Here is a 25,446-nt window from a genome sequence, read left to right as displayed (position 1 = left end):
GCAGAGGACCCGCGCCGTACGGCGATCAGAGCGAGGTCAGGTGTCCCTGCTCCGGCCGGCGGGGCACCAACGCCGGTTCCTGGGACGCCGTTTCGGGCTTCAGGGCGAGGACGGCAGCCACCGGGTGCTCGTCGTCGACGGCCGACACCGGATAGACGTCCGCGAACCTGTCGGCGGCGACCGCGTCGGGCGTCGCCCGGGTGAGCAGGACGACACCCCAGGACGCCAGTCCCGCGCCCGCGAGGGCCAGCAGCACACCGGCGGCCCCGCCCTGCAGCCGCTCGCCGAGCAGCGCGAGTCCGATCGCCGCGGCGGCCACCGGATTGGCCAGCGTCACCACGGCCAGCGGTGCGCCGAGGCCGCCCCGGTAGGCGGTCTGGGACAGCAGCAGCCCGCCCGTCGCGAAGGCCGCGTCCAGCAGTGCCACCCCGATCACCTGCCAGCTCAGCAGCGGGCCCGAGCGGTCCGTGGCGGCCACCGTCACGGTCTGGGTGAGCGCCGAGGCGACACCGGAGGCGAAGCCGGACGCGCTCGCGTGCCGCAGCCCGGGCCGCGCACCCGGCCACGCCAGCATGCCGATGAGCGTCGCCGTGACACCCGCGACCCCGACCGCCTCGGGCACGCTCAGCACCGTCTCCGGCGCCTGTCCGGACGCGGTCACGAGGATCGCGGAGAGACCGAGCAGCGTGAGGGCCGTACCCCGCCACTCCACGGAACTGACCTTGCGGCCGGCGATCCGCGCGCCCATCGGCACCGCGGCGACGAGCGTGAGCGCGCCGAGCGGCTGGACCACGGTCAGCGGACCGTACTTGAGGGCCACCACGTGCAGCAGCGCGGCGGACGCGTTGAGCAGCACCGACCACCACCAGGCGGTCGAGCCCAGCAGGCGCAGCAGGCCCGAGCCGGGATGGCGGGAGGCCAGCCGCTCCTGGGCGACCGCGGCGGCCGCGTAGGCGACGGCGGAGAAGAGGGACAGGACGACGGCGACGGCGGTGGCGCTCATCGGCCCGCTCCGACCAGGACGTTGTCGTCGGTCGACGAGGTCTGTGATCCGGCCGATCCTTCGGCCGGTACGAGCTTCTTCGTGCTCTGCCCACCACGGCCGGCGGTCGGCGCCGTGCGCGGCGGCCGGTGGATCAGGGCGAGCGCGGCACCGAGCATGGCGGTGGCCACGATCGCGTCGAGCCAGTAGTGGTTCGCCGTCCCCACGATCACCAGCAGCGTCACCAGCGGGTGCAGCAGCCACAGCCAGCGCCAGCGCGAGCGGGTGGCGGCGATCAGGCCGACGGCCACCATCAGGGCCCAGCCGAAGTGCAGCGAGGGCATCGCCGCGAACTGGTTCGAGAGGTGGTCGGAGGAGGGCGGGCCGTAGACCGAGGGTCCGTACACGCGCGCGGTGTCGACGAGGCCGGTGGCGGCCAGCATCCGCGGCGGCGCCAGCGGGAAGACGAAGGGGAGCACCAGGGCGGCCGAGGTCACCGTGGCCAGGACCCGGCGGGCCCACACGTAGTGCGCGGGGCGCCGCAGGTAGAGCCAGACCAGGAAGGCCGCGGTGGCCGGGAAGTGCACGGTCGCGTAGTAGGTGTTCGCGATCTGGGCCAGGTCGTCGCCGTGCAGCAGCAGGGACTGCACCGAGCCCTCACCGGGGAGATGGAGCGTCCGTTCCAGGTCCCACACGCGGGTCGCGTTGTGGAGAGCCTCACCGGTGTGGCCCGTGGCCAGCTGCCGGCCGAACTTGTAGACGAGGAAGAGTCCTGCGACGAGCAGGAGCTCACGGACGACCGGAGGCCGCGCTATCGCGTCGGTCTCCCCTTCTGCAGGCTCGGTGCGGGCATTCATCCCCCGGCCCTTTCGCTGGTGCGTGTGGTGGTGCGGTATGAGACTCCGGCCGAGGCCGGAACTCATCGATACGTCGCCGTACCGATACGACAGTGTACCGATACGGATGTGTACCGGTACACTGGCGTATCGATAGATGTTCTTCACACCAAGAAAGTGCTGCACACTGGAATAACCGGCCCTCGGACGGGGGACCGCGAGACCAGAGCGAGGAGAAGAGCCGATGACGTCGCAGGCCGCGGACGAACCGGAGACGGTCGCCGCCTCGCGCCGCTCCAAGCTCACGCGGGAGCGTGAGCAGGAGTTCTTCGACACCGTGCTCGAACAGGTCCGCGAATGCGGGTACGACTCCGTGACCATGGAGGGCGTCGCCGCGAGCACGCGCTGCAGCAAGTCGACGCTCTACCGCCAGTGGCGGACCAAGCCCCAGTTCGTGGCGGCCGCGCTGCGCTCGGGCCGCAAGGTGCGCTTCGAGGGCATCGACACCGGCTCGCTCGCCGAGGACCTGCGCCAGGTCGCGCGGGCCTCCGCGCAGTGGGGGCAGAAGGACACCAAGCTCCTGTCGGCGCTCGGCCACGCCATCACCCAGGACCCGGATCTTCAGAAGGCGCTGCGCGAGGCGCTCGTCGACCCCGAGATCTGCGCGCTGCAGTGCATCCTGCGGCGCGGTGTGGAGCGCGGCGAGGTCTCGGCCGACCATCCGGCGCTGCCGTATGTGCCGGCGCAGATGTTCGGCGTGATGCGGGCGCGGCCCGTCCTGGAGGGCGAGGACGCCGACCCCGAGTATCTCGTCCGCTTCGTGGAGGCCGCCGTGCTACCGACACTCGGCCTCACCTGAGAACCGGGTCGCCGTCCACGGGATGACTGGACGGCGGCCTGCGCGCGCCGCACCGTGGGGACGGGGGCGGCGCGTGACCCCGGCCGGGCGGGGCCTCTCTTGAGCGGAGGGGGCCCTGCCCGGCCGATCCATGTCCGGGGCGGTTCAGACGGTCTGGCCGTCGCCGCTGCCGGTGGACACCTTGATGCCCTTGGTGATGTCGTCGATGACGCTCTGCTTCTCGCCGACGTCGACTCCGAAACGGATCACGACGATCAGCTTCGGGTTGGCGGGCGCCGGGAAGGCGAGCGACTCGACGTAACCGTCCGCGCCCTTGCTGGTGACCGCCTTCCAGCGGACCAGATAGCCCTTCTGCCCCGCCACCGTGACGGCCTTGGAGGCCAGCACGTCGTGCGAGGTGATCGAGCCGTAGGTCTTGCCGCCGTACGACTCGTCCGCGTTCGTCGAGATGTCGGCCTTGGCGACCGCCTCGGCCGTGGTCCCCGCGGTGCCCAGCGCCTGGGCGGGCGCCGAGTAGGCGCCGCCCTTGGTGCAGGACTGCGAGGTGTCGCCCGGGCACTTGTAGGAGTCGTTGGACGTCACCTGCGCGCCCACCGTGATCTGCTGCCCGAACCAGTCCTTCGGGATCGGGATGCTGATCCCGCTGATCGAGTCGGTCACCGAGCCGCTCTCGATCTTCGGCGCCTCGGACTGGCTCGGAGCGGGCGAGGGAGTGCCACCGCCGGACCCGCCGGTGCCGCCCGACCCTCCGTTGCCACCGAAGGGACCGCCCTGACCACCGCCCCCGTTCTGCCCGCCGGCGGTGCCCGGCGGCTGCTGCGCGGTACCACCGCCCGAGCCGCCGTCGTCGGTCAGCGCCCACACGCCCACACCTATGGCGGCGAGTACGGCCACGGCGACCGCGACGGCTATGCCCGTGCGCAACCCGCGCCGCGGGGCCGCCGGCGGCTGACCGGGGTACGCCGGATAGGCCGGGTAACCGGGATGCACCGGATACCCCTCGGCCGTCGGCGCCTGCGCCGTGGGACCCCATTCGGCGGCCGAGCCCGCGGGGCGGGTCTGGTCCGTCCATGCCTTGCCGTCCCACCAGCGCTCGGCGGCGGGACCCTCACTTGTCTGCCCGGGATCGGGATACCACCCGGGAGGAGTCACCTGCGTCATGACCCCACCGTATGAGGCGTCAGTGAAAGCGGGATGAGAGGACCCCGGCTTCCGGACATCGATCCGGGAGACCTGGCCGCTGTCCCCGCCTCAGACCACCACCAACCGCACCGGCGCCCGCGCCCCCGCCGTCGGCAGTCGCCACCCGTCCCTTCCCGGCGTGATCGACCCGAGCACGCTCGCGTGCCGCGCCCCCGTGCTGACCGGATCGGTGCCCGGCAGGCCGTGCGCGGTCAGGAAGCCGAGGACGGCGAAGGCGTACGCCTCCTTCGCGTCCGACGGGAGGCCCAGTTCGTCGGAGGTGCGCACCGCCACCCCGGGCAGCAGCCGGGCCAGCATCCGCATGAACGTCGGGTTGCGGATGCCGCCGCCGGACGCGATCACCTCGGTGGCCGCCACCGAAAGCACCGCTGCCGCGACCGTCTCGGCCGTCAGGCGGGTCAGCGTGGCGACGACGTCCTCGGCCCGCAGCGTCCCGAACCCGGCCAGCGCGTCCCGCAGATACCCGAGGTGGAACAGCTCCTTGCCCGTCGTCTTCGGCGCGGGCAGTCCGTAGTACGGCTCCACGAGCAGCCGGCGCAACAGCGGCTCGTGCACCCTGCCGCGGGCGGCCACCGCCCCGTCGACGTCGTACGCGAACCGCCCGCCGCTGAACCCGCTCGCCGCCGCGTCGATCAGCGCGCACCCGGGACCGGTGTCGAAGGCGGTGCCGTCGGGTGCGGTGAGGTTGGCGATGCCGCCGATGTTGAGGGCGACGGGCGTGCCGGGGCGGCCGCGCAGCCACAGGAGGTCGAACACGCTGACCAGGGGCGCGCCCTGACCGCCCGCGGCGATGTCCCGGGGCCGGAGGTCGGCGACCACCGGCAGCCCGGTCGCCTCGGCGATCCAGGCCGGCTGCCCGAGCTGGAGCGTGCCGTGGACGGTGGCGTCCTCGACCCAGTGGAAGACCGTCTGCCCGTGCGAGGCCACCAACTCGGCACCCCCGTCGCACAGTTCGCGATCCGCCCGGACGGCCGCCGCCGCGAAGGCCTGCCCGATCCGGGTGTCGAGGCGGCACACCTCGGCCAGTGAGCAGGTCCCCGGAGGCAGGGCGGCCCCGAGCGCCTCCCGCAGTTCCTCGTCGTACGGTTCGCTCACCGTCCCGAGCGGCTTCAGTACGAGGCTGTCGTCGACGAGGCTCAGCTCCGCCGCCGCCGCGTCGATGGCGTCGTAGGACGTGCCCGACATCAGGCCGATCACCCGCATCCGCTCAACTCGCCTTCCTTCTGGGAGCCCTGGCCGCTCCTGGGCGTCCTGGCCAGTGCCAGCACGCTCACCGCACAGGTCGCCGCCGCGTAGTACCCAGGAATGTCGACGTTCCCCGTCCGCTCCACGGTTTCCGTGATGATGAGCCCGGCGCAGCCCGAGAACACGGCATTCGACAGGGCGTAGGCGAGTCCCAGGCCCGTATGGCGCACGGTCGTCGGGAAGAGTTCGGCGAGCATCGCCGGGCCCGGCCCCGCCATCAGGCCCACCACCGCGCCCGCGCCGAACAGTGCCGTCCCCTTCACCGCGTACGAAGTCGTCGTGTCCTGAAGGAGGTTGAGCAGCGGCAGCGCGAGGGCCACCACGAGCAGCGCGCCCGTCAGCATCACCGCCCGCCGGCCGATCCGGTCGCTGAGCGCGCCCGCAGGCAGGATCGTGGCCGCGAACCCCAGGTTGGCCAGCGCGGTGGCGAGCAGCGCCTGCTGGAAGGAGGCGTCGAGCGTGCTCTGCAGATAGGACGGCAGGACGACCAGGAAGGTGTATCCGGCCGCCGCCCAGCCCATGACCCGCCCCGCGCCCAGCGCGATCGCGCAGGCCACCTCTCGCGGCGGCGGTCGCACGGCCGCCGCCTCCCGCGTGAACGCGGGCGTCTCGTCCAGCCGCAGCCTGAGCCGGAGCGCCGCGAGCCCCATCGGCAACGTCAGCAGGAACGACAACCGCCAGCCCCAGTCGTGCAGTTGAGCCTCCGTCAGCAGACAGCCCAGCACCGCCGCCACACCCGCACCGGCGAGCAGTCCGAGCGCCACCGTGAACGACTGCCACGCCCCGTACAGCCCGCGCCGGCCCGGCGGCGCGAACTCCGTCAGCACCGCCACCGCACCCCCGAACTCCCCACCGGCGGACAGTCCTTGGACCACCCGCAGCAACGTCAGCAGCCACGGTGCCAGGGCGCCCGCGGTCGCGTACGTCGGCAGCGCGCCGATCAGCGTGGTCGCGCCCGTCATCAGCACGATCACCAGGATCAGCACCGGACGGCGCCCGATCCGGTCGCCGAGGCGCCCGAACACGGCCGCGCCGACGGGCCGGAAGAAGAAGGCCAGCGCGAACGACGCGTACGTCCGCACCAGCGCCTCCGCTTCACCGCCGCCCGCCGGTGTGAAGAACTGCGCCGCGATGACGGTCGCGAAGTAGCCGTAGACGCCGAACTCGTACCACTCGACGAAGTTGCCCACCGACCCCGCCGCCAGCGCCCGTAGCGCAGCCGGGCCCCTCGCCGTGGGGCGTTGTCCGAAAATCAACGTCATTTGAACGCCTTTGACTGTCTGTCACTTCAACACGGGCAGGTCACCGTGCCCGCGCGTCGACCGCGCGAACTCGCTGTCACCCGTCACGGCAAGAGCTGCCCGGACCCGCCTCCACTTCGGCATTCGTGCGGCTACGCTCAAGGGCTGTACGTCGTTCGGGCGACTTGGGGAGGTAGCGGGATGACGGAGGTAGGGCCCACGGAGGCCGCCTCGGACCCCCTCTGGGAGCGCGAGGAAGAAGTCGCGGCGGTCGAGCGCGCGCTCGACACCCTGAAGGCCGACAACGTGAGCGCGGGCACCCTCCTGGTGGTCCGCGGCGAGGCCGGCATCGGCAAGACCGCCCTGCTCGCGGAGACCCGCCGCATCGCCGAGCGGCGCGGCTGCACCGTATGGGCGGCCCGCGGCGGCGAGACCCTGCGGTCGGTCCCCTTCAACGTCGTACGGCAACTGCTCCAGCCCGCGCTGCTGTCGCTGATGCCGGAGGAGGCCCGCGAGTACCTGGGCGACTGGTTCGACATCGCGGGACCCGCCCTCGGCATCGCGGAGCCGGGCGAGCGCCAGGCCGACCCGCAGGGCGTGTGCGACGGACTGGTCGCCGCGGTGCGCCGGCTGGCCCGGCGCGACTGGCCCCTCGTGCTGCTCATCGACGACGCCCACTGGGCCGACCAGGAGACCCTGCGCTGGCTCGCCGCCTTCGCCGAACGCCTCGACGACCTCTCCGTCCTGCTCGTCGTGGCCCACCGCCCCGGCGAGGTCTCCGGCGAGAGCGCCCGCCACCTCGACACGGTCGCCGCCGCGGGCCGCCCCCTCGACGACCTCAGCGCCCTGACCCCGCAGGCCACCGCCGGACTCACCCGCGCCACCCTGGGCCCGCACGCGGACGCCCCGTTCTGCCGCGAGGTCTGGGCCGTCACCGGCGGCAACCCGTACGAGACCGTCGAACTCCTCGCCAAGGTGCAGGACAGCGACCTGGAACCGACCGAGGGCGCCGCCGCCGAACTGCGCGCCCTCAACCGCTCCGCCCGCGGCGGCGGACTCGTCGCCCGCCTGGAGGAACTCGGCATCGACGCCACCCGGTTCGCCTGGGCGGCCGCCATCCTCGGCACCGGCATCTCCGTCCGCCTGGTCGCCAGGCTCGCCACCCTGGAGTACGAGAACGCCTCGCGCTGCGCCGACCTCCTGCGCTCCGCCCGCATCCTCACCGAACCCGACCCGGCCGGCCACCACGTGGGCGACGGCGAACTGGAGTTCGTCCACCCGCTGATCGCCACGGCCGTCTACAACTCCATCCCCGACGCCCTGTGCACCGCCATGCACGGCATCGCCGCCAAGGTCGTCACCGACTACGGTTTCGGCGCCGCCATGGCCTCGCGCCATCTCCTCCAGGTGCACCCGGACAGCGACGAGGAACTCGTCGAGCAACTGCGCGAGGCCGCCCGCGAACACCTCGCCGTCGGCGCCCCCGACGCGGCCCGCCGCTGCCTGGAGCGCGCCCTGGTGGAACCGCCCGTCGCCACGGTCCACGCCTCCGTGCTCTACGAACTCGGCTGCGCCACCCTGCTCACCGCGCCCGCCCGGACCATCTCGCACCTCCAGACGGCCCTCGCGATGCCCGGCCTCGACAGCGACACCCGGGTGGAGGCCGTCTACCGCCTCTCCCAAGCCCTGCTCCACAACGACCAGTTGGACGAGGCCGTCCGCACGGTCGAGGCGGAGACCGCCCGGCACGAGGACGGCCCCGCCCGACTGCGGTTGCAGGCGGTGCACTTCATGTGGGAGGGCATCCACGCCGGCGAGACCAGCTCACCCGGCCGCTCCGAGCAGCTCGCCGCACTCGTCGAGACCTGCACCGGCCGCGACAACTCCGAGCGGGCCCTGCTCATCCTGCGCGGCTTCGACGCGATGACCCACGGCGAGAACGCGGAGGAGGTCGTCGAGCTGTGCGACCGCGCCCTCGTCAACGGCCGTCTCGCACCCGGCCTCGGCTGGACCGACACCGAGTGGGGCATCGAACTGCTGATGATGCTCGCCGGCGCCTACGCCTACAGCGACCGCCTCGACCGCGCCGAGTCCCTCTACAACGAGGCCCTGCGCGCCTACGAGTCGGCCGGCTGGAGCGGCGGCCACCTCTCCCTGGCGCACGCCTACGTCGGTCTCGGACACCGCAGGCGCGGCCGGCTGCGGGAGGCCGAGTCCTCCCTGCGCGAGTCGCTGCGGCTCGCCGAGCGCGTCGGCCGCGGACTGCCCCTGTACTGGTCGGCGACCTGCAACCTGGTCGACGTGCTGCTCGCCCGCGGCCATGTCGACGAGGCCTGGTCGATCGCCGAGCAGTACGGCTTCGCACCGCCGTACCCCTCGACCATCGTGCTGCCCGACCCGCGCTCGGTGCGCGGCCGGCTGCTGCTCGCCGTCGGCCGCACCAAGGACGGGATCAACGAACTGGAGCAGGCCGAGAAGGCCGCGACCGCCCGCGGCCACCACAACCCGGTGCTCGTGCCCTGGGCCGTCGCCCTCGCCCCCGCGCTCGCCACCGAAGACCCGGTCCGCGCCGCCCAGTTGGTCAGCGACGTCCGCCGCCGGGCCGAGCGCTTCGGCACCGACACGGCCATCGGCGAGGCCCTGCGCTGCGCCGCAGCGCTGGAGACCGGCCAGCGCGCGGTGCGTCTGGCCGCCCAGGCCGTCGCCTACCTGGAGGCCTCGCCCTGCCAGTACGAACACGCGGCGGCCCGCGTCGAGTACGGCATCGCCGCCCGCTCGGTCGCCGAGCTCAACCGGGGCCTCACGCTGGCGCGTTCGTGCGGCGCCGACGGCCTGGCGACGAAGGCGCGGGAGGTGCTGGACACGGGCCGCGGACTGCGGTGAGCAGCAGGTGTCGGCGTATGTGCCTCAGAGCGCCAGCAGTTGATCGGTCACCGCCGCCAGCCGCTTGCGCACCGCGGGGTCGTACGTCTCCTCGTGCGCCCGCGCCGGCCGGGTGCCGTCGAAGTAGCCGCCGGAGCCCGACTCCCGGGTCGCCAGGGCCAGTACGCCTGGCGCCCCGTCGGCGACGGTGTTCCAGGGCGTCACTCCGCCCTCCCGGACCATCGCCGTGTCCATGAAGGTCGCCGGGTGCAGCACGTTCACCGAGACGCCCGTGCCGGCCAGCTCCTCTGCGAGCGTGAAGGTGTACGCGGCCAGCGCGAACTTGCTGCGGCAGTAGGCCGCGAAGCCGCCGTAGCCGCGCGTGAACTCGGGGTCGTCGGGGTCGAAGGGCTCCTGCCCCGCCGAGCCGACGTTGACGATCCGGGCCGGCGGGTCGGCCCGGAGCACCGGCAGCAGGGTGCTGGTGAGCGCGACCGGCGCCAAGTAGTTGACGGCGAGCCGGAGTTCATGGCCGTCGACGCTCAGCTCCCGGCCGGAGTCGGATGCACCGCCGCCCACTCCGGCGTTGTTGATCAGCACGTTCAGTTCGGGATGCGCGGCGGCGACCTGCTCGCCCAGCTCGCGCACCTGGGCCAGCGAGGCCAGATCGGCGACCAACCCCTCGGCGTCGCCCTCGGTGCGCAACTCCTCGACCAGCCGCTCGGTACGGCCCGGGTCGCGGCCATGGGCGAGGACGAGGTGTCCGGCACGGACCAGCTCGAAGGCGAGGTAGCGGCCGAGACCGGAGGTGGCACCGGTGATCAGAAGGGTGGACATAGCCCCACAGTAGGCACGCTTCGGGCCCCTGTGCGAGGCACTTCTGGAGCTACGACCACCAGGGACACCTTCGGCACCGTCAGCCGTCCTCCTCCGCCAGCACCCGCTGCGCGGTCGCGAACGCCGAGTTGGCCGCGGGGACCCCGCAGTACACGGCCGTCTGGAGCAGCACCGCCCCGATCTCCTCGGGGGTGAGCCCGTTGCGCCGGGCCGCCCGCACATGCATCGCCAGCTCGTCGTAGTGCCCGTGGGCGACCAGCGCGGTCAGCGTGATCATGCTGCGCTCGCGGCGGGTCAGCGTCGGGTCGGTCCAGATCTCGCCCCACGCGTAGCGCGAGATGAAGTCCTGGAAGCGGGCGGTGAACGGCGTCTGCCGCGCCTGCGCCCGGTCCACGTGCGCGTCCCCGAGCACCTCGCGCCGCACCTCCATGCCCCGCTTGGCACCGCCGTCCAGATGCGCCCGCAGCGCCGTGAGCACGGCCTCGGGGCACTGCGCGGGCGCCAGGTGCGAGGCCCCCGGGATCTCCACCAGCGCGGCGCCCGGCACCGCGTCCGCGATCTCCCGCAGCTGTGCGGGCGGGGTCGCGGGGTCGTCGCGGCCGGCGATCGCCAGAGTCCGCGCGGAGATCTCGCCGAGCCGGTCGCGCAGGTCGAAGGCGGCCAGCGCGTCACAGCACGCGGCATAGCCCTCGGGGTCGGCGTCCGCGTGGTCCTGGACGAGCCGCGGCACGGTGAAGTCCCCTGCGAACCAGCGGGCGTTCGCGCTCTCGACGAGCCACGCCATCCCTTCGCGACGCACTCGCTCGGCCCGCTCCTCCCACGCTTTGGCGCCGTTGAAGTGGGCCGAGGAGCAGATCACCGCCAACGACTCGACACGCTCCGGGTGGTCCACGGCCAGTTGCAGCCCGACCGCACCGCCCAACGACACCCCCGCGTACGCGAACCGCTCGATGCCCAGCGAGTCGGCGAGCGCGAGCACCAGGTCGGCGAGGTCACCGACGGTCGCGCCGGCCCCGATCAGCCCGGCCGCCGACCCGCCGTGCCCCGGCAGGTCCCAGCGCACCACGCGACGGGTGACCGACAGCTCGGGCGCGACCTGGTCCCACAGGGCATACGAGGTGCCCAGCGAGGGCCCGAGCAGCAGCGGGGGAGCGGAAGTCGGCCCCTCGGCACGGTGGTTGAGCAGCAGATCGGTCAACGTCGCTCCAGGGCGCGGTCGGTGAGGGCTCCGGCGGAGCCGGTGTAGCGGGCGGGGTCGGTGAGCTCGTCGAGGTCGACGTCCTTCAACTCGGGTTCCGCCGCGAGGAGTTCGGCGAGCGGGCGGCCCTCGCTGTAGGTCCGTGCGGCCAGCTCCGTGAGCAGGGTCTTGGCGCGGGCCCGGCCGAGCACGGGGGCCAGTTCGGCGGAGAGCCGTTCCGAGACGATCAACCCGTGGGTCAGCGCGAGGTGTGCACGCATGGCCGCCGCGTCGACCCGCAGCCCCTCGGCCAGTTCGGCGGCGTCCCGTGCGGCCCCGCCGACCAACCGGAGCAGATCCCGCAGCGGCTCCCACTCGGCGTGCCAGGCCCCGGCGGGCCGCTCGTCCTCGGCGACCAGCGACCCGTACAGGGTCGCGGCGAGCTGCGGCGCCCGCCGGGCCGCGGCGACGATGAGCGTGGACCGTACGGGATTGGCCTTGTGCGGCATGGTGGACGAACCGCCACCGCTGCCCTCCGTGACTTCGGCGAGCTCCGTCCGGGCCAGCGTGAGCACGTCCGTCGCCGCCTTGCCCAGCGCCCCGGCCGCGAAGGCCAGACACCCGGCGAGATCGGCGATCGGTGTGCGGAGGCTGTGCCAGGGGAGGGCCGGCTCGCGCAGGCCCAGTTCACGGGCGAAGGCCGCCACGAGGGCCGACGGGTCCTGGCTGCCGTACGCCGTGAAGGCGGCCAACGTCCCGGCCGCGCCGCCGAGTTGGGCGGGCAGTGCGGCGCGTACCGTCTCGATCCGGTCCCGCGCGTCCAGGACCAGTGACCGCCAGCCGGCCGCCTTCAGCCCGAACGTCGTCGGGACGGCGTGCTGGGTGAGGGTGCGGCCCGGCATCGGGGTGTCCCGGTGGTCGGCGGCCAGCCGGGCAAGGGCCCGCTCGGTGCGGCTCAGGTCGGCCAGGACCAGGTCCAGGGTGCGCGTCGCGACCAGCATCGTCGCCGTGTCCAGGATGTCCTGGCTGGTCGCGCCCCGGTGGACGTACGGCCCGTACTCCGCGCCGACCGCCTTCGTCAGGTCCGCGACCAGCGGGATGACCGGGTTGCCGCCGGACCGGGCGCGCTCGGCGAGGGAACGCACGTCGAAGCGGTCGGCCTCGGCCGCCGCCGTCACCGCGTCGGCCGCCCCGGCCGGGGCGAGGCCCAGCCCGGCCTGGGCGCGGGTCAGGGCGGCCTCGGCGTCGAGCAGCGCCCGCAGGTACGCGGTGTCGCCGGTCGCCGAGGCGGCCGGGGAGCCTGCCCACCCGGGGGCGAGCAGGCCGGTGTCGGGATCGACAGAAGTCACTGGAACTCCAGGAAGACCGTTTCGCCTTCGCCCTGAAGGCGGATGTCGAAACGGTATGTGCCGTCGCCCCCGTCCGTGGCGATCAGCGTGTCGCGTCGCTCGTCCGGCAGCCGGGACAGCAGCGGGTCGGCGGCCAGCGCGGCCGCGTCGCCCGGCAGATAGATCCGGGTGTACAGGTGCACCAGCAGCCCGCGCGCGAACAGGCACACGCTGATGTACGGCGCACTCCGCCCGCGCGCCCCCGGGCGCAGTGTCCGCGCGTACCAGTGGCCGTCGGCATCCGTCTGGATCCGCCCCCAGCCCGTGAACTCCACGCCGTTGCGGCCCAGATAGCCCCCGGTCGCCGCGTCGCGCCGGATCGAGCCGTTGGCGGTCGGCACGTTCCCGCCGGGGTCCGCGCCCCACAGCTCCACGAGCGCGTCCGGCAGCGGGGTGCCCTCGCCGTCGTAGACGTGTCCCTGGACCGTGATCGTGTCGGGGTGGCCGACGGGCGCGATGTCACCGCCGCCGGGGAAGGGCAGCGCGTAGCCGTAGAAGGGGCCGACCGTGTGCGAGGGGGTGGGCAGGACGGAGTCCGGACGGCTGGTGTCGATCTTCGTCATGGCGGGTCAGCGTCCTTCTTCGATCCAGGTGGCGTGCGGGCCGTCCAGCACGATGTCCCAGTGGTAGCCCATCGAGAACTCCGGCACCGACAGGCTGTGGTCGTACGTCGCGACCAGCCGCTCGCGTGCCGCGTCGTCGGTGACCGACTGGATGATCGGGTCGTAGGGGAAGAGCGGGTCGCTGGGGAAGTACATCTGCGTCACCAGCCGCTGCGTGAACGCCGTGCCGAACATCGAGAAGTGGATGTGCGCCGGGCGCCAGGCGTTGACGTGGTTGCGCCAGGGGTAGGGGCCCGGCTGGATCGTGGTGAAGCGGTACGCGCCGTCGGCGTCGGAGATCGTGCGGCCGACGCCGGTGAAGTTCGGGTCCAGCGGGGCGTCGTGCTGCTCGCGCTGGTGCGCGTAGCGGCCCGCCGAGTTGGCCTGCCAGATCTCGATCAACTGGCCCCGGACGGGCCGCCCTTCGCGGTCCAGGAGCCGTCCGGACACCGTGATCCGCTCGCCGATCGGCTCGCCCCGGTGGTGCCGGGTCAGGTCGTTGTCGATCTCGGTTATGTCGCGGTCGCCGAAGGCGGGGGAGTGCAGCTCCACCAGCTCCGGGTCCTGGCTGACGTCGATGGCGACCGGCGGCTGTTTCGGGTGCCGCAGTACGGAGGAGCGGTACGGCGCGTAGCCGCGGCGCGGATGGTGCTCCACGGGGGCGCCGTCGGCGACGCGCTTCTCGTAGGCGGCGTGCTCGGCCGCGATCTCCTGGTCGATGTCCTGCTGGGTGAGAGTCATGGGGGTTCCCTGGTGATCCTGTTACGGGCGTTCGAGGACGAGGGCCAGTCCCTGACCCACGCCGATGCAGAGGGTGGCGACACCGACTCCCGTGCCCTTGCGGGCGAGTTGGTGGGCGACGGTACCGGCGAGGCGGGCACCGGAGGCGCCGAGCGGGTGGCCCAGGGCGATGGCGCCGCCCTGGGGGTTGAGGATCGCGGGGTCGAACTCGGGCCATTCGGCGACGCATCCGAGCACCTGGGCGGCGAAGGCCTCGTTGAGCTCAAGGACTGACAGGTCGTCAAACCCCTTGCCTGCCTTGGCGAGTGCGCGGTTCACGGCCTCGACCGGGGCGAGTCCGAAGTACTGCGGGTCGAGTGCGTTCACACCGGTGGCGGTCACCCGGGCGAGCGGCTCGCGACCGGTGGCCTTGAGGCCCTCCTCGTCCACCAACAGCAGTGCCGCCGCACCGTCGTTGAGCGGCGACGCGTTGCCCGCGGTGACCGTGCCGCCCTCTTCACGGAAGGACGGCTTGAGCCGGGCCATGGCCGCCAGGGACGCGTCGGCCCGTACGGACTCGTCGGCGACGAAGGAGACCGGGTCGCCCTTGCGCTGCGGGACCGGGACGGGCGTGATCTCGGCGTCGAAGAGGCCCTCGGCCTGCGCCTTGGCCGCTTTCTGGTGACTGGCGAGCGCGAACTCGTCCTGCTGCTCGCGGCTGATCTTGTGCTTGTCGGCGATGAGTTCGGCCGACTCGCCCAGCGGGATGGTCCACTCCGGGTTCATCCTCGGGTTGACCATGCGCCAGCCCAGGGTGGTCGAGTACAGCTCGGTGTGCCCGGCGGGGAAGGGCCGCTCCGACTTGGGCAGCACGTACGGCGCGCGGGTCATCGACTCCACGCCACCCGCCACGGCGATCGAGGCGTCGCCCACCGCGATGGCGCGGGCCGCCTGGATGACGGCTTCGAGGCCGGAGGCGCACAGGCGGTTGACGGTCACGCCCGGCACGGAGGTGGGGAGGCCGGCCAGCAGCCCTGCCATGCGGGCGACGTTGCGGTTTTCCTCGCCGGCGCCGTTGGCGTTGCCGAAGTAGACGTCCTCGATGCGGGCCGGGTCCAGGTCGGGCGTCCGGGCGAGGAGTTCGCGGAGGGCGTGGGCGGCGAGGTCGTCCGGGCGGACGCTCGCGAGGCCGCCGCTGTACCGGCCGATCGGGGTGCGGACCGCGTCGACGATGTAAACCGAGTTCACAGCAGAACCTCCGGGACGGTCAGTTTCGCGTCGGTCTTGGCGATGACCTCGTCCACACCCACACCGGGCGCGGTCTCGACGAGGACCAGGCCGTCCTCGGTCACGTCGATCACGCCCAGGTCGGTGATGACTCGGTTCACACACGCCTTGCCTGTGAGCGGCAGCGCGCACTCCGTGAGGATCTTCGGCGAGCCGTCCTTGGCGGTGTGGGTCATGACGACGATGACGTAGCGGGCGCCGTGGACCAGGTCCATCGCCCCGCCGATCCCGGTGATCAGCTTGCCGGGAATGGCCCAGTTCGCCAGATCGCCGCCGGCCGACACCTGCATGGCACCGAGCACGGCCACATCGATGTGCCCGCCCCGGATCATCGAGAACGACAGCGCCGAGTCGAAGAAGGAGGCGCCCGGCAGGACCGTGACGGTCTCCTTGCCGGCGTTGATCAGATCCGGGTCGACCTGGTCCTCGGTCGGGTAGGGGCCGGTGCCCAGGATGCCGTTCTCGGACTCCAGGACCACCTCCACGCCGGGCGGGAGATAGTTCGGGATCAGCGTCGGCAGGCCGATGCCGAGATTGACGTACTGCCCGTCGGAGAGTTCGCGCGCCGCGCGGGCCGCCATCTCTTCGCGTGTCCAGGCCATCAGCTGCTCACCGTCCGCTGCTCGATCCGCTTGTCGGCGGCCTGCTCGGGGGTGAGCGCCACCACCCGCTGCACGAAGATCCCCGGCAGGTGCACCGCGTCCGGGTCGATCTCGCCGGGCTCGACCAGCTCCTCGACCTCGGCGATCGTGATCCGGCCCGCCATCGCGGCGAGGGGGTTGAAGTTGCGCGTGGACTTGTTGAAGACCAGGTTGCCGTGCCGGTCGCCCTTCGCCGCCCGCACGAGCGCGAAGTCGGTGCGGATGCCCCGTTCCAGCACGTACTCCGTGCCGTCGAAGTCCCGTACCTCCTTCGGCGGCGAGGCGAGCGCGACTCCGCCCGTACCGTCGTAGCGCCAGGGCAGTCCGCCCTCGGCGACCTGGGTGCCGACGCCCGCCGGGGTGTAGAACGCGGGGATCCCGGCGCCGCCGGCCCGCAGCCGTTCGGCGAGCGTGCCCTGCGGGATCAGCTCCACCTCCAGCTCACCGGCCAGGTACTGGCGCGCGAACTCCTTGTTGGCGCCGATGTACGAGCCCGTCACCCGGGCGATCCGGCCCGCCGCGAGGAGGACCGCGAGGCCCGACTCCATCGCGCCGCAGTTGTTGGAGACCACGCCGAGCCCGGTGACCTCACGCTCGTACAGGGCCCGGATGAGTACGTTCGGCACGCCGCTCAGGCCGAAGCCGCCGACCGCGAGCGTCGCGCCGTCCGGCACATCGGCCACCGCCTCGGAGGCTGTGGGGACCACCTTGTCCATCCGCGAAGCTCCATCTCGTCCGGAGTTCATCAGGGCCCTGTCCATGAGCGCACTATTCGTCAGAGCACTATTCATCAGAGCACTGAGCATCCTGGTGAAGTTTCCTTCACGCTGCCACTGGACGCGCGTGACGTCAAGAGCTGGGAGAAGTGCGAGGTCAGGGGGTGGCGCATTCATGGAGACAACCCGGAGATGCGCGAGTATCGTCAGTGCACCAACCAATTCGACCTCGGGGGCGGACTTGGCCGCGCTGGACCTCACCACCCACCCCGGGCATCTGGCCCGACGGCTGCAGCAGGCCCACTACCTGCTGTGGAACACGATGGTCTCGGAGGAGATCACCTCGCCGCAGTTCGCGGTTCTCAACGCGCTCGTCGAGGAGCCGGGCCTGGACCAGCGCACGGTGGGGGAGCGGGTGGGGCTGGACCGGTCCACGATCGCCGAGGTGATCAGCCGGCTCGGCCGCCGCGGGCTGCTCGACAAGGTGCGCGACCCGCAGGACGGCCGCCGGTCCCTGCTCCGTCTCACCGACGAGGGCGAGCGCACCCACCGCAAGCTGAGCGTGCGCACGGCCCGGATGAACCGTGTCTTCCTCTCGCCCCTGTCCGCCGCGGAGCAGACGGTCTTCTGCGACCTCATCCAGCGGGTCGCCGACGCGGCGGAGGGGCTCCGCAACCCGGCGGAACCCCTCGTGACGCAGCGCTGAGCGCCGGGGCCGGTCCGGTGCGAGGGGGTCCGCTCCGATCCGGTCGCCCGTCAGGACGCCTTCGCGAACACCACCCACACCTGCCCCTTGGCGAAGTTCACCGGGGAGCCGTCCTTCGTCGTGAACTCCGTGCCGTCCTCGGCCTTCTCGCGCTTCCAGTCCACGTCGTACGCCCGTCCGCCGCGCAGCACCTGCGCCGTCCCGGAACCCACCGTCTCGGTGTACGGCGTGTTGTTGCCGAGGACGTCGTGGAAGCGGGACTTGCGGACCTTCACGTACTGCACGACGACAGTCGCCGGTGCCACCCGCCTGCCGTCGGTGGTCACGGTCGGCGTCCCGTCCATGGAGACCAGCCAGCGGTCGCTCTTCGCGGACCAGGAGAAGGTGAAGGAGGCGGACGGGTAGCGGACGGTCCGCGAGGTCTCCTTCGTGCCGCCAGCGGGTGCCGCGCCGAAGGTGAAGCCGTTCGTCAGCGCGTCGGCGCCGGGGGCGGAGGGCATCAGCTGGGAGGGGTGCAGATAGAGGTTGTGCGGGGCGGCCTTGTCGGTGCCCCGGTAGTAGGCGCCGTCGTCCCCGTCGCCGGGCGGCACCGCCCGCAGGGGTGCCTTGTCGATCAGCGGCAGCAGCTTGCCCTGTGCTCCGGAGAAGGCGAGCGTCGGGTCGTCGTACTGGCGCAGCAGTTCCAGATCGGACTCCCGCGCGCTCCTCACCGGCCCGATCGACTTCGGCAGCTGGGTCGCGTACACCGCCATCAGTCTGCTCAGCCCGCCCTCGACCTGCTCGGCGTAGACGACGTCCGCGGCGCGCAGTCCGGTCTGCGGGCGGGCGGCGCGTACGTTGTCGATCTTCACGGCGAGTACGGAGCCGGCGCTCTTGTCGGTGTCGTCGCCGCCGCTCCTGCTGGGGGTCGGGACCGGCGTCCGCAGCTGTCCGCGACCGTCGTCCACCGGGTTGTGCGTGCCCGTGCAGCCGGCCGCGAGCGCTGCCGTCACCGTGGCGGCCAACAGCGCCACCGTCGTCGAGGCGCGTCGTGCGCGCGCCGTGCGTCCCTTGCCCACCGTGGCACCACATCCTGTGTCATCGATTGTGCGCTTATAAGTTCATAGCTGCGCTTACCCCCTCGATGACCATTGCGCGCGTCGAATGGGCCGATCGGCTGTAGAGCGTCGTCCTTGGTGGGTGCCGGGGCCAGACACGCGGGCTGTACGCCAGACCGTGATCCCTCAGTCCTGCGGTCCGAAGATCTCCGCCAGGTCGTACCCAACCGGCTCCTCCAGCTGCGCGTACGTGCAGCTCTCCGGAGTCCGGTCCGGGCGCCAGCGGCGGAAGCGGGCCGTGTGGCGGAAGCGGGCGCCGTTCTCCATGTGGTCGTAGGCGACCTCGGCAACCCACTCGGGGCGGAGCGGGACCCAGGAGAGGTCCTTCTTGCCGGACCAGCGGCTGGGGGCGCCGGGCAGGCGGGCGCTCTCGTGTGCCGACTCCTGCGACCAGGCCGCCCACGGGTGGCCCTCGACGTCCGTCATGCGCAGCGGCTCCAGTTCGTCGATCAGCTCCGCGCGCCGCTTCATCGGGAACGCGGCCGACACGCCCACGTGCTGGAGGGTGCCCTGGTCGTCGTACAGGCCGAGCAGCAGGGAGCCCACGATCGGGCCGCTCTTGTGCAGGCGGTAGCCCGCGACGACGACGTCCGCCGTGCGCTCGTGCTTGATCTTGAACATGGCGCGTTCGTCCTGGAGGTAGCGCAGGGTGAGCGGCTTGGCGATCACGCCGTCCAGACCCGCCCCCTCGTACTGCTCGAACCAGCGCCGCGCCACCTCGATGTCCGTGGTCGCCGGCGCCACGTGCACGGGCGGCGACACCCCCGCCAGCGCCATGGTGAGCAGCGCCCGCCGGTCCGCGAGCGGCACGTCCAGCAGCGACTCGTCCGCCAGCGCCAGCAGATCGAAGGCCACGAAGGACGCCGGGGTCCGCTCGGCGAGGGTCCGCACCCGGGAGTCCGCCGGGTGGATCCGCTCGGTGAGCGCGTCGAAGTCGAGCCGCCCGTCCCGGGCGATGACGATCTCCCCGTCCAACACGCACCGCCGCGGCAACCGCTCCGCGAGCGCCGCCACCAGCTCGGGGAAGTACCTGGTCAACGGCTTGCCGGTACGACTCCCGAGCTCGACGTCGGCCCCGTCCCGGAACACGATGGCCCGGAACCCGTCCCACTTCGCCTCGTACTGCATGTCCGGCGGGATCCTCGCCACCGACTTGGCGAGCATCGGCTTCACGGGTGGCATCACCGGCAGGTCCATGGCTCCGATTCTGCTCTCATACGACGGCTGCCGCCCGGTGTGCGTGCGACCCGAGGTGCGCCTACCGTGGCCGCATGGCCGAAGCGGTGGAACTGGAGGCGGGCGGCCGGGCCGTCCGGCTGTCCAGCCCGAGCAAGATCTTCTTTCCCGAGCGCGGGTTCACCAAGCTGGACCTGGCGAACTACTACATCGCCGTCGGTCCCGGCATCCTGCGCGCCCTGCGCGACCGCCCCACCACTCTTGAGCGCTATCCCGACGGCGTGACCGGCGAGAACTTCTTCCAGAAGCGCGCGCCCAAGAACATGCCCGACTGGATCCCGACCGCCCACATTACCTTCCCCAGCGGGCGCAGCGCCGACGAGATGTGCCCGACCGAGGAGGCCGCCGTGCTGTGGGCCGCCCAGTACGGCACGCTCACCTTCCACCCCTGGCCGGTCCGCCGCGACGACGTCGACCACCCCGACGAACTCCGCATCGACCTCGACCCGCAGCCCGGCACCGACTTCGACGACGCCGTCCGCGCCGCCCACGAACTGCGCGCCGTGCTCGACGAGTTCGGCGGCCTCAAGGGCTTCCCCAAGACCTCCGGCGGACGCGGCCTGCACGTCTTCGTGCCGATCGAGCCCAACTGGACCTTCACCGAGGTCCGGCGCGCCGCCATCGCCGTCGGCCGGGAGCTGGAGCGCCGGATGCCGGACCAGGTGACCATCAAGTGGTGGAAGGAGGAGCGCGGCGAGCGCATCTTCGTCGACTACAACCAGACGGCGCGCGACCGCACCATCGCCTCCGCCTATTCGGTACGGCCCCGCCCGCACGCGCCCGTCTCCGCGCCCCTGACCTGGGACGAGGTCGGCACCGCGCACCCCCGGGACTTCGACCTCGCGACGATGCCCGCGCGCTTCGCCCAACTCGGCGACGTGCACGCGGACATGGACGACCACCGCTTCTCCCTCGACGCCCTCCTCGAACTCGCCCGGCGGGACGAACACGACCACGGTCTCGGCGATCTGCCCTACCCGCCGGAGTACCCGAAGATGCCGGGCGAACCGAAGCGGGTGCAGCCGAGCCGGGCGAAGAAGGAGGCGCCGCCTGCCGAGTAGTCCCGGCCGGGGCGCCTCCCGAGGTTGCTACGGACATGTCTGCTAGGGCAGCTCCTTGATCCGGATGTCCCGGTACGAGACCACGTCAGTGACGCTGTGCACCTGGAGCCCGATGTAGCCGGACGCGAACCGCCTGCCGTCCGTGCCCGGGTCGTCCGAGCGCGCCGGGTAGAAGTCCTGGCCGCCGATGTTGTCGAACTCGTTGATCAGGACACCGTTGCGGTAGACCGAGTAGTGCTGGTCGACCACGCGGATCTCGTAGTCGTTCCAGGTGCCCTTCTGGGTGACGCCGGCACCGGCGAGGCCCACCCGGTCGAAGCCGTAGATCGAGCCCGTCTTGTACAGGTCGCCGTCGGGCCGGTCGAACACCTGCACCTCGTGCCCGTACTTGATGGCGGCCCACTCGGGTCGGGACTCCTCAGGGTGGTTGTGGACCCACGGGAACCGCACGAACACACCGGAGTTGGCGTTGCCCGTGCCCGGCGCGTCATCACGCCACTGGAGCTTCAGCGAGAAGTCGCCGTACTTGCGCTGCGGGTACCAGAGCATGCCGAGGCCGTCGGACGTGGTGCCACTGGTGATCGACCCGTCGGAGTTCAGGCCGAACGAACCGCCGCCGACCTGCTCCCACTTGGCGAGAGAACCCGCCGTGCCGTCGAAGATCGTCCGGTAGCCCTCGGTCTGCCCCGGCCTGCCGATCCCGGACTCCTGGGCGGCCTCCGTGATCGTGTCGTACTCGCGCTCGTCGACGACCCCTTCCTTGAACAGCTTGTCCAGGACCGTCTTCACGTGCTTGAGGAACAGCGCGTGGGACGTCCACTCCTTCTCGTCCTCGATCAACTCGTTGATCCGGCACCGGTTGTTGGTGACCCGGTTGGGGACGCCGGAGTCGACCGTGCCGACGATGACCGTCAACCGCTCGTCGAACTCTGGGCAGTTGGGCGCTGGGACCCCGCCGCCGGCCACCACCGTGAAGCTCACGCTCCGTGCCGGTGAGGTGTTGCCCGCCTTGTCGGTCGCCCGGTACGCCACCGTGTGGGTGCCGGTCCGGTCGACCACCACGGGCCCGCCGTACGCCAGATAGGGTCCGGCGTCGAGCGAGTACTCGATGCCCGCGACCCCCGAGCCGCCCTCGTCGGCCGCGCTCACGGTCACCTTGGCGTTGCCCACGTACGCCCCGTCGGAGTTCCGCGTCCCGCCGACGGTCACGCCCGTCACCGGCGGGGTGGTGTCCTGCGGGGGTGTCGCGACCACGGTGAACGTGACGCTCTTGTCCGCCGCCGCGTTGCCCGCCTTGTCGGTGGCCCGGTAGCGCACGGTGTGGGTGCCGAGCTGATGCACCATCACGGGACCCGAATACGGCGTCCAGGCACCGGAGTTCACCGCGTACTCGATGGTGTTGACGCCGGACCCGGAGTCGGAGGCCGAGACGGTGACCGTGGCCATGTCGAGGTAGTTCCCCTCGGGGTTCTTCTCCCCGCTGACCGTCGCCGAGGTCTCCGGCGGGGTCGTGTCGTCCGTCGGCGGCGCGACGACCGTGAACGCGACGCTCTTCTCGGCGGCCACGTTGCCCGCCTTGTCCGAGGCCCGGTAGCGGACCTTGTGATCGCCGACCTGATTCACCACGACCGGCGTGGTGTACGGCAGCCAGGCGCCGTCGTCGCCGATCGCGTACTCGACCCGGTCCACACCGGAACCGCCCGGATCGCTCGCGGCGATCGCCACGCTCGCCGAACCGACGTACTGGCCCTGCGCGTTACGCGTCCCGGTGACGTCGACCGACGTCTCGGGCGCGGTGGTGTCCTCGCCGGTGCCCTCGGTCACCACCAGGATGCCCTGCATCTGACCATGGCCGGGAATCGTGCAGTGGTAGAAGTAACGGCCCGGGGTGAGCGTGACCTCCGCGGTGTGCCGGCCGCCCTGCGCGTCGTTCGGGTTGGCGAGGATGTTCAGCTCGACGTCGGAGTTGAACTCCGGGTCCGACGTCGCGAACGTCAACGTGTGCGGCATTCCCATGGTGTTGCCGGTCGCCACACTGTTCTCGAAGACGATCGTCGCCGTGCCCGCGACCGCCGTCGTGGGCACCGAGACGTACTTGGTGATGTCGTCGCCCGCCGTCCAGGTGAGCGTCTGGGCCGCTGCCGCCCGCGCGGCCCGTTCGGGTTGGGCGCCCGCCGTCGTCTGCAGGCCCAGCATCATCAGCACGCCGGCCAACAGGGCCGCCCAGACTCTTCGTCGCCGAAGAAGGTGCCGCATCACTGCCCTCCTCCCACCAGTTGGTTCGCGGCCGGCGTCGGTCCGCCGCCCGTGTAAGTGACCCTCCACAGAGCCGACTTGGCGTCCGAGGTGAAGAAGCCGCGCCCGTAGTCGAGGACGTACAGCGCCCCGTCCGGACCGAACTTCCAGTCCATGAGGTTCTTGATGCCGTCGTTGCCGATCGGGATGATCTTCTTCAGTGACTCCGAGTGCACCGGCAGACCGCCGTCGCCCTGCGTCTTCGGGTCGGTGAGCACGGCGTTGCGCGGCTGGTCGGCGTCGTAGAAGTCACCGACGAACCACTTGCCGTCCCAGTACGAGGGCCACTTGGTCGCGCTCGCGCTCGCCGCGTCGTACCGGTAGACCGGGCCGTTCATGGCCGCCTGGCCGCCGCCCTTGAGCCACGGCAGCAGGTACTTGGCCTCCGCCTGCTTGTAGGAGGGAATGCCGTTCGCGTCGCGCGGGTAGTCCGGTGCGCCGCCCTGGGGCGAGTACCAGATGTTGTTGCCGGTGACCGGCGGGAGGTTGACCAACCCGTCGTTGTTCGGCGACTCGTTCTTCGGGTGGGCGCAGTCGTACCAGCCCAGCGGCTTCGTCGGATCCGGCAGATTGCGGTCCCGGTAGGGCTGCTTGTTGCCCATGCAGTACGGCCAACCCCGGTTGCTCGCCTTGGTGATGACGGCGAACGTGTCGTACTTGGCCGGACCCCACGTGGTCGACGGCGCGCCCGCGTCCGGACCGACCCAGCCCGCGTAGAGCGTGTCGGTCTGCTGGTCGACGAAGATGCGCGCCGGGTTGCGGACGCCCATCACATAGATCTCGCCGCGCGTCTTGCCGCCGCCCTCGTCGGTCTCCTTGCCGGTGAAGAGGTTGCCCGCCGGGAGGGTGTACGTCCCGTCGGACTCCGGGTGGATGCGCAGGATCTTGCCGTTGAGGTTGTTGGTGTTGCCGGCGGTGCGGCGCGCGTCGGCGAAGGACACGCCCTTGTAGCTCGGCACCGGGTTGTTGCCGGAGTAACCGTCGCTGAAACCACTGGAGTTGTTGTCGCCGGTCGCGATGTACAGGTTGCCCTTGGAGTCCCAGGCCATCCCGCCGCCCGCGTGGCAGCAACTGTGCACCTGCACCGGCCACTTGAGCAGCACCTTCTCGCTGCCCAGGTCCAGCTTGTTGGTGGCGAGGTCGAGCGTGAAGCGGGAGACCCGCCGCTCGGCGATCTGCGTGTCGCGGTTGAGCTGCGAGTGGGGCGTGTAGTGCAGGTACACCCACCCGTTCTGCTCGAAGCGCGGGTCGAGCGCGATGCCGAGCAGGCCTTCCTCGACCTTGACCAGCTCGTCGCCGCCGCCCTTGTTGCCGAAGACCGTCAACTCACCCGCGAGCGTGACCTTCTTGGTCTTCGGGTCGTAGACGTGGATCTGGCCCTTGCCCTTGCCGACATCGGGGTTGTTCCAGTCGGTGATCACGGGCTGGGAGGAGTCGGCGCCACCACGGCCGATGTAGAGCACACGTCCGTCGGGCGCGGTGACCAGGCCGTGCGGCTCGCCGATCTGGTCGTTCTGGCCCGGCTGGTTGGCCTGAGTCAGCCGCTCGGCCTTGTAGTTGGCGTTGATCGTCGCCTTGCAGTCGGCCCGCGCCAGCCGGGTGGTCCACAGCAGCGCACCGCGCAGATGGGCGCGGAAGTCCGTCTCGTCGTACGACGACACCGTGCCGCCCATCGCGGTGTAGAAGGAGCGGCCGCCGTCGTAGTCACGGCACCAACTGACCGGGTGGTCCGCGCCGTTGGCACTCGCACCCGGTGCGTACGTCGACTCGCGCACCCGGGCCACGGTGTGCACGTCGCCCGACGGGTTCTTCACCCAGTTCGGCCACTGGTCCGGCCGCTTCCACTGCAACGGCAGATCCTTGGTCGCCGGATGCTGCCGGTCGCCGACCTCAACGACGGCACGCTGCACGGCGGTTGGGCTGGAGGCGGCCGGACGGGCGCCGACCAGACCGGTGAACCAGTCCGAGTACGGCTCCGCTCGGGCCGCGTCATGGACGCCGACGAAACCGCCGCCCGCCTCCATGTAGGCCTCCAGGCCCGCCTCCTGCTCCGGATCGAGGACGTCACCGCCCCCGGTCAGGAACACGATCGCGTTGTAACTGCCCAGCCTGGCCTCGTCGGTGAAGACCGACGCGTCGTCCGAGGCCTCGGTCTCGAACCGTTGCTCGGCGGGTCCGGTGAGGCCGATCTGCTCGATCGCGCCGATCCCGGCGTTCACGACGGGGGACTCGTCCCCGGCCGCCGCGGAACCGTAGAAGACCAGCACGCGTACATTCGGGCCGCCCGGGGGCGACTTGACGGACATCGTTGTCGGGGACGGTTCCGGGGCCGGCCGCGCGCTCGCGACGGGTCCCGACAGCAGTCCGGCGGTGACGACCCCGGCGGTCACGGTGGCCGCCCAGGCCCGTCTTCTGACGCCTCTTGTGCTCAACCCTCGTAAGTGCATGGGCACCT

At 71.8% G+C, this 25,446-nt stretch carries 21 protein-coding genes; 4 read left to right on the top strand and 17 right to left on the bottom strand.

The genetic code is table 11. From position 1 onward, the window contains the following. Nucleotides 1-25: 25 nt before the first annotated feature. Nucleotides 26-1,003, bottom strand: coding sequence for a hypothetical protein (locus tag ACIP6U_RS03775; protein WP_401712428.1), 978 nt, complete (start codon nucleotides 1,001-1,003; stop codon nucleotides 26-28). Beyond that, a complete protein-coding gene (locus ACIP6U_RS03770; protein WP_401712425.1) occupies nucleotides 1,000-1,839 on the bottom strand; it encodes a phosphatase PAP2 family protein in 840 nt (279 codons plus the stop codon). Before ACIP6U_RS03770 ends, ACIP6U_RS03775 begins: the two co-directional genes overlap by 4 nt. A gap of 223 nt (nucleotides 1,840-2,062) precedes the next feature. Between ACIP6U_RS03770 and ACIP6U_RS03765 the strand changes: the two genes are divergently transcribed. Then, nucleotides 2,063-2,677, top strand: a complete 615-nt coding sequence (locus tag ACIP6U_RS03765) for a TetR/AcrR family transcriptional regulator C-terminal ligand-binding domain-containing protein (protein ID WP_401712422.1) — start codon at nucleotides 2,063-2,065, stop codon at nucleotides 2,675-2,677. Nucleotides 2,678-2,821: 144 nt separating this feature from the next. On the opposite strand, the gene ACIP6U_RS03760 is transcribed toward ACIP6U_RS03765, so the two are convergent. The 3 genes from ACIP6U_RS03760 to ACIP6U_RS03750 all read right to left on the bottom strand — a co-directional run bounded on the left by ACIP6U_RS03760 (nucleotide 2,822) and on the right by ACIP6U_RS03750 (nucleotide 6,387). Continuing rightward, on the bottom strand, nucleotides 2,822-3,838 hold the full coding sequence (locus ACIP6U_RS03760; protein WP_401712419.1) for a DUF2510 domain-containing protein: 1,017 nt from the start codon (nucleotides 3,836-3,838) through the stop codon (nucleotides 2,822-2,824). Between the two features lie 90 nt (nucleotides 3,839-3,928). Then, complete coding sequence (locus ACIP6U_RS03755; RefSeq protein WP_401712416.1) at nucleotides 3,929-5,083, bottom strand: anhydro-N-acetylmuramic acid kinase; 1,155 nt, start codon at nucleotides 5,081-5,083, stop codon at nucleotides 3,929-3,931. After that, nucleotides 5,074-6,387: an MFS transporter gene (locus ACIP6U_RS03750; RefSeq protein ID WP_401712413.1), complete on the bottom strand. Its 1,314-nt coding sequence runs from the start codon at nucleotides 6,385-6,387 to the stop codon at nucleotides 5,074-5,076. The genes ACIP6U_RS03755 and ACIP6U_RS03750 overlap by 10 nt, the downstream gene beginning before the upstream one ends. 180 nt (nucleotides 6,388-6,567) lie before the next feature. Here ACIP6U_RS03750 and ACIP6U_RS03745 point away from each other — a divergent pair, with 180 nt between their 5' ends. After that, complete coding sequence (locus tag ACIP6U_RS03745; RefSeq protein ID WP_401712410.1) at nucleotides 6,568-9,249, top strand: ATP-binding protein; 2,682 nt, start codon at nucleotides 6,568-6,570, stop codon at nucleotides 9,247-9,249. 24 nt (nucleotides 9,250-9,273) lie between these two features. Here ACIP6U_RS03745 and ACIP6U_RS03740 read toward each other — a convergent pair whose 3' ends face one another. The 8 genes from ACIP6U_RS03740 to ACIP6U_RS03705 all read right to left on the bottom strand — a co-directional run bounded on the left by ACIP6U_RS03740 (nucleotide 9,274) and on the right by ACIP6U_RS03705 (nucleotide 16,596). Further along, nucleotides 9,274-10,065 carry an SDR family NAD(P)-dependent oxidoreductase gene (locus ACIP6U_RS03740; protein ID WP_401712407.1) on the bottom strand — a complete coding sequence of 264 codons (792 nt, stop codon included), beginning with the start codon at nucleotides 10,063-10,065 and terminating at the stop codon, nucleotides 9,274-9,276. A gap of 79 nt (nucleotides 10,066-10,144) precedes the next feature. Continuing rightward, entirely contained in the window at nucleotides 10,145-11,263 is a 1,119-nt protein-coding gene (gene pcaD / locus ACIP6U_RS03735; protein WP_401712404.1) for a 3-oxoadipate enol-lactonase, read from the bottom strand. After that, nucleotides 11,260-12,591 (bottom strand): 3-carboxy-cis,cis-muconate cycloisomerase, encoded by a 1,332-nt coding sequence (gene pcaB / locus ACIP6U_RS03730; RefSeq protein ID WP_401712401.1) that lies wholly within the window; start codon nucleotides 12,589-12,591, stop codon nucleotides 11,260-11,262. Before pcaB ends, pcaD begins: the two co-directional genes overlap by 4 nt. Then, nucleotides 12,588-13,193 carry a protocatechuate 3,4-dioxygenase subunit alpha gene (pcaG, locus tag ACIP6U_RS03725; protein WP_401712398.1) on the bottom strand — a complete coding sequence of 202 codons (606 nt, stop codon included), beginning with the start codon at nucleotides 13,191-13,193 and terminating at the stop codon, nucleotides 12,588-12,590. Before pcaG ends, pcaB begins: the two co-directional genes overlap by 4 nt. Nucleotides 13,194-13,199: 6 nt before the next feature. After that, on the bottom strand, nucleotides 13,200-13,973 hold the full coding sequence (pcaH, locus tag ACIP6U_RS03720; RefSeq protein ID WP_401712395.1) for a protocatechuate 3,4-dioxygenase subunit beta: 774 nt from the start codon (nucleotides 13,971-13,973) through the stop codon (nucleotides 13,200-13,202). A 21-nt stretch (nucleotides 13,974-13,994) separates the two neighbouring features. Beyond that, on the bottom strand, nucleotides 13,995-15,200 hold the full coding sequence (locus ACIP6U_RS03715) for a thiolase family protein (protein ID WP_401712392.1): 1,206 nt from the start codon (nucleotides 15,198-15,200) through the stop codon (nucleotides 13,995-13,997). Continuing rightward, entirely contained in the window at nucleotides 15,197-15,841 is a 645-nt protein-coding gene (locus ACIP6U_RS03710; protein ID WP_401712390.1) for a CoA transferase subunit B, read from the bottom strand. Before ACIP6U_RS03710 ends, ACIP6U_RS03715 begins: the two co-directional genes overlap by 4 nt. Beyond that, nucleotides 15,841-16,596: a CoA transferase subunit A gene (locus ACIP6U_RS03705; RefSeq protein WP_401712387.1), complete on the bottom strand. Its 756-nt coding sequence runs from the start codon at nucleotides 16,594-16,596 to the stop codon at nucleotides 15,841-15,843. The genes ACIP6U_RS03710 and ACIP6U_RS03705 overlap by 1 nt, the downstream gene beginning before the upstream one ends. Before the next feature lie 241 nt (nucleotides 16,597-16,837). Between ACIP6U_RS03705 and ACIP6U_RS03700 the strand changes: the two genes are divergently transcribed. Continuing rightward, a complete protein-coding gene (locus ACIP6U_RS03700; RefSeq protein WP_401712384.1) occupies nucleotides 16,838-17,302 on the top strand; it encodes a MarR family winged helix-turn-helix transcriptional regulator in 465 nt (154 codons plus the stop codon). Between the two features lie 50 nt (nucleotides 17,303-17,352). Here ACIP6U_RS03700 and ACIP6U_RS03695 read toward each other — a convergent pair whose 3' ends face one another. Together ACIP6U_RS03695 and ACIP6U_RS03690 are read right to left on the bottom strand one after the other, a co-directional pair. Further along, nucleotides 17,353-18,360, bottom strand: a complete 1,008-nt coding sequence (locus tag ACIP6U_RS03695) for a DUF3048 domain-containing protein (RefSeq protein ID WP_401712381.1) — start codon at nucleotides 18,358-18,360, stop codon at nucleotides 17,353-17,355. 165 nt (nucleotides 18,361-18,525) lie between these two features. Beyond that, entirely contained in the window at nucleotides 18,526-19,596 is a 1,071-nt protein-coding gene (locus ACIP6U_RS03690) for an ATP-dependent DNA ligase (protein ID WP_401712378.1), read from the bottom strand. Between the two features lie 74 nt (nucleotides 19,597-19,670). Here ACIP6U_RS03690 and ligD point away from each other — a divergent pair, with 74 nt between their 5' ends. Next, nucleotides 19,671-20,696, top strand: a complete 1,026-nt coding sequence (gene ligD / locus ACIP6U_RS03685) for a non-homologous end-joining DNA ligase (RefSeq protein ID WP_401712375.1) — start codon at nucleotides 19,671-19,673, stop codon at nucleotides 20,694-20,696. Nucleotides 20,697-20,738: 42 nt separating this feature from the next. Here the strand turns inward: ligD and ACIP6U_RS03680 are convergent, their stop codons facing one another. Then, nucleotides 20,739-22,952 carry an OmpL47-type beta-barrel domain-containing protein gene (locus ACIP6U_RS03680; protein WP_401712372.1) on the bottom strand — a complete coding sequence of 738 codons (2,214 nt, stop codon included), beginning with the start codon at nucleotides 22,950-22,952 and terminating at the stop codon, nucleotides 20,739-20,741. Beyond that, entirely contained in the window at nucleotides 22,952-25,438 is a 2,487-nt protein-coding gene (locus ACIP6U_RS03675; RefSeq protein WP_401712369.1) for a ThuA domain-containing protein, read from the bottom strand. The genes ACIP6U_RS03680 and ACIP6U_RS03675 overlap by 1 nt, the downstream gene beginning before the upstream one ends. Between the last annotated feature and the right edge of the window lie 8 nt (nucleotides 25,439-25,446).

It is taken from the genome of Streptomyces sp. NPDC088794 (assembly GCF_044750545.1).
GTDB lineage: Bacteria > Actinomycetota > Actinomycetes > Streptomycetales > Streptomycetaceae > Streptomyces.
Note: the sequence above shows the minus strand (reverse complement) of the source record. Positions and strands in the feature narration are given on the sequence as shown.

What these genes read in the sequence shown, in the direction of transcription:
- ACIP6U_RS03675 (WP_401712369.1), bottom strand. Translation starts at nt 25,438, where the DNA reads ATGCACTTACGAGGGTTGAGCACAAGAGGCGTCAGAAGACGGGCCTGG.
- pcaG (WP_401712398.1), bottom strand. Translation starts at nt 13,193, where the DNA reads ATGACGAAGATCGACACCAGCCGTCCGGACTCCGTCCTGCCCACCCCC.
- ACIP6U_RS03775 (WP_401712428.1), bottom strand. Translation starts at nt 1,003, where the DNA reads ATGAGCGCCACCGCCGTCGCCGTCGTCCTGTCCCTCTTCTCCGCCGTC.
- ACIP6U_RS03750 (WP_401712413.1), bottom strand. Translation starts at nt 6,387, where the DNA reads ATGACGTTGATTTTCGGACAACGCCCCACGGCGAGGGGCCCGGCTGCG.
- ACIP6U_RS03705 (WP_401712387.1), bottom strand. Translation starts at nt 16,596, where the DNA reads ATGGACAAGGTGGTCCCCACAGCCTCCGAGGCGGTGGCCGATGTGCCG.
- ACIP6U_RS03755 (WP_401712416.1), bottom strand. Translation starts at nt 5,083, where the DNA reads ATGCGGGTGATCGGCCTGATGTCGGGCACGTCCTACGACGCCATCGAC.
- ACIP6U_RS03690 (WP_401712378.1), bottom strand. Translation starts at nt 19,596, where the DNA reads ATGGACCTGCCGGTGATGCCACCCGTGAAGCCGATGCTCGCCAAGTCG.
- ACIP6U_RS03745 (WP_401712410.1), top strand. Translation starts at nt 6,568, where the DNA reads ATGACGGAGGTAGGGCCCACGGAGGCCGCCTCGGACCCCCTCTGGGAG.
- ACIP6U_RS03680 (WP_401712372.1), bottom strand. Translation starts at nt 22,952, where the DNA reads ATGCGGCACCTTCTTCGGCGACGAAGAGTCTGGGCGGCCCTGTTGGCC.
- ACIP6U_RS03760 (WP_401712419.1), bottom strand. Translation starts at nt 3,838, where the DNA reads ATGACGCAGGTGACTCCTCCCGGGTGGTATCCCGATCCCGGGCAGACA.
- pcaH (WP_401712395.1), bottom strand. Translation starts at nt 13,973, where the DNA reads ATGACTCTCACCCAGCAGGACATCGACCAGGAGATCGCGGCCGAGCAC.
- ACIP6U_RS03710 (WP_401712390.1), bottom strand. Translation starts at nt 15,841, where the DNA reads ATGGCCTGGACACGCGAAGAGATGGCGGCCCGCGCGGCGCGCGAACTC.
- ACIP6U_RS03765 (WP_401712422.1), top strand. Translation starts at nt 2,063, where the DNA reads ATGACGTCGCAGGCCGCGGACGAACCGGAGACGGTCGCCGCCTCGCGC.
- ACIP6U_RS03770 (WP_401712425.1), bottom strand. Translation starts at nt 1,839, where the DNA reads ATGAATGCCCGCACCGAGCCTGCAGAAGGGGAGACCGACGCGATAGCG.
- ACIP6U_RS03740 (WP_401712407.1), bottom strand. Translation starts at nt 10,065, where the DNA reads ATGTCCACCCTTCTGATCACCGGTGCCACCTCCGGTCTCGGCCGCTAC.
- ligD (WP_401712375.1), top strand. Translation starts at nt 19,671, where the DNA reads ATGGCCGAAGCGGTGGAACTGGAGGCGGGCGGCCGGGCCGTCCGGCTG.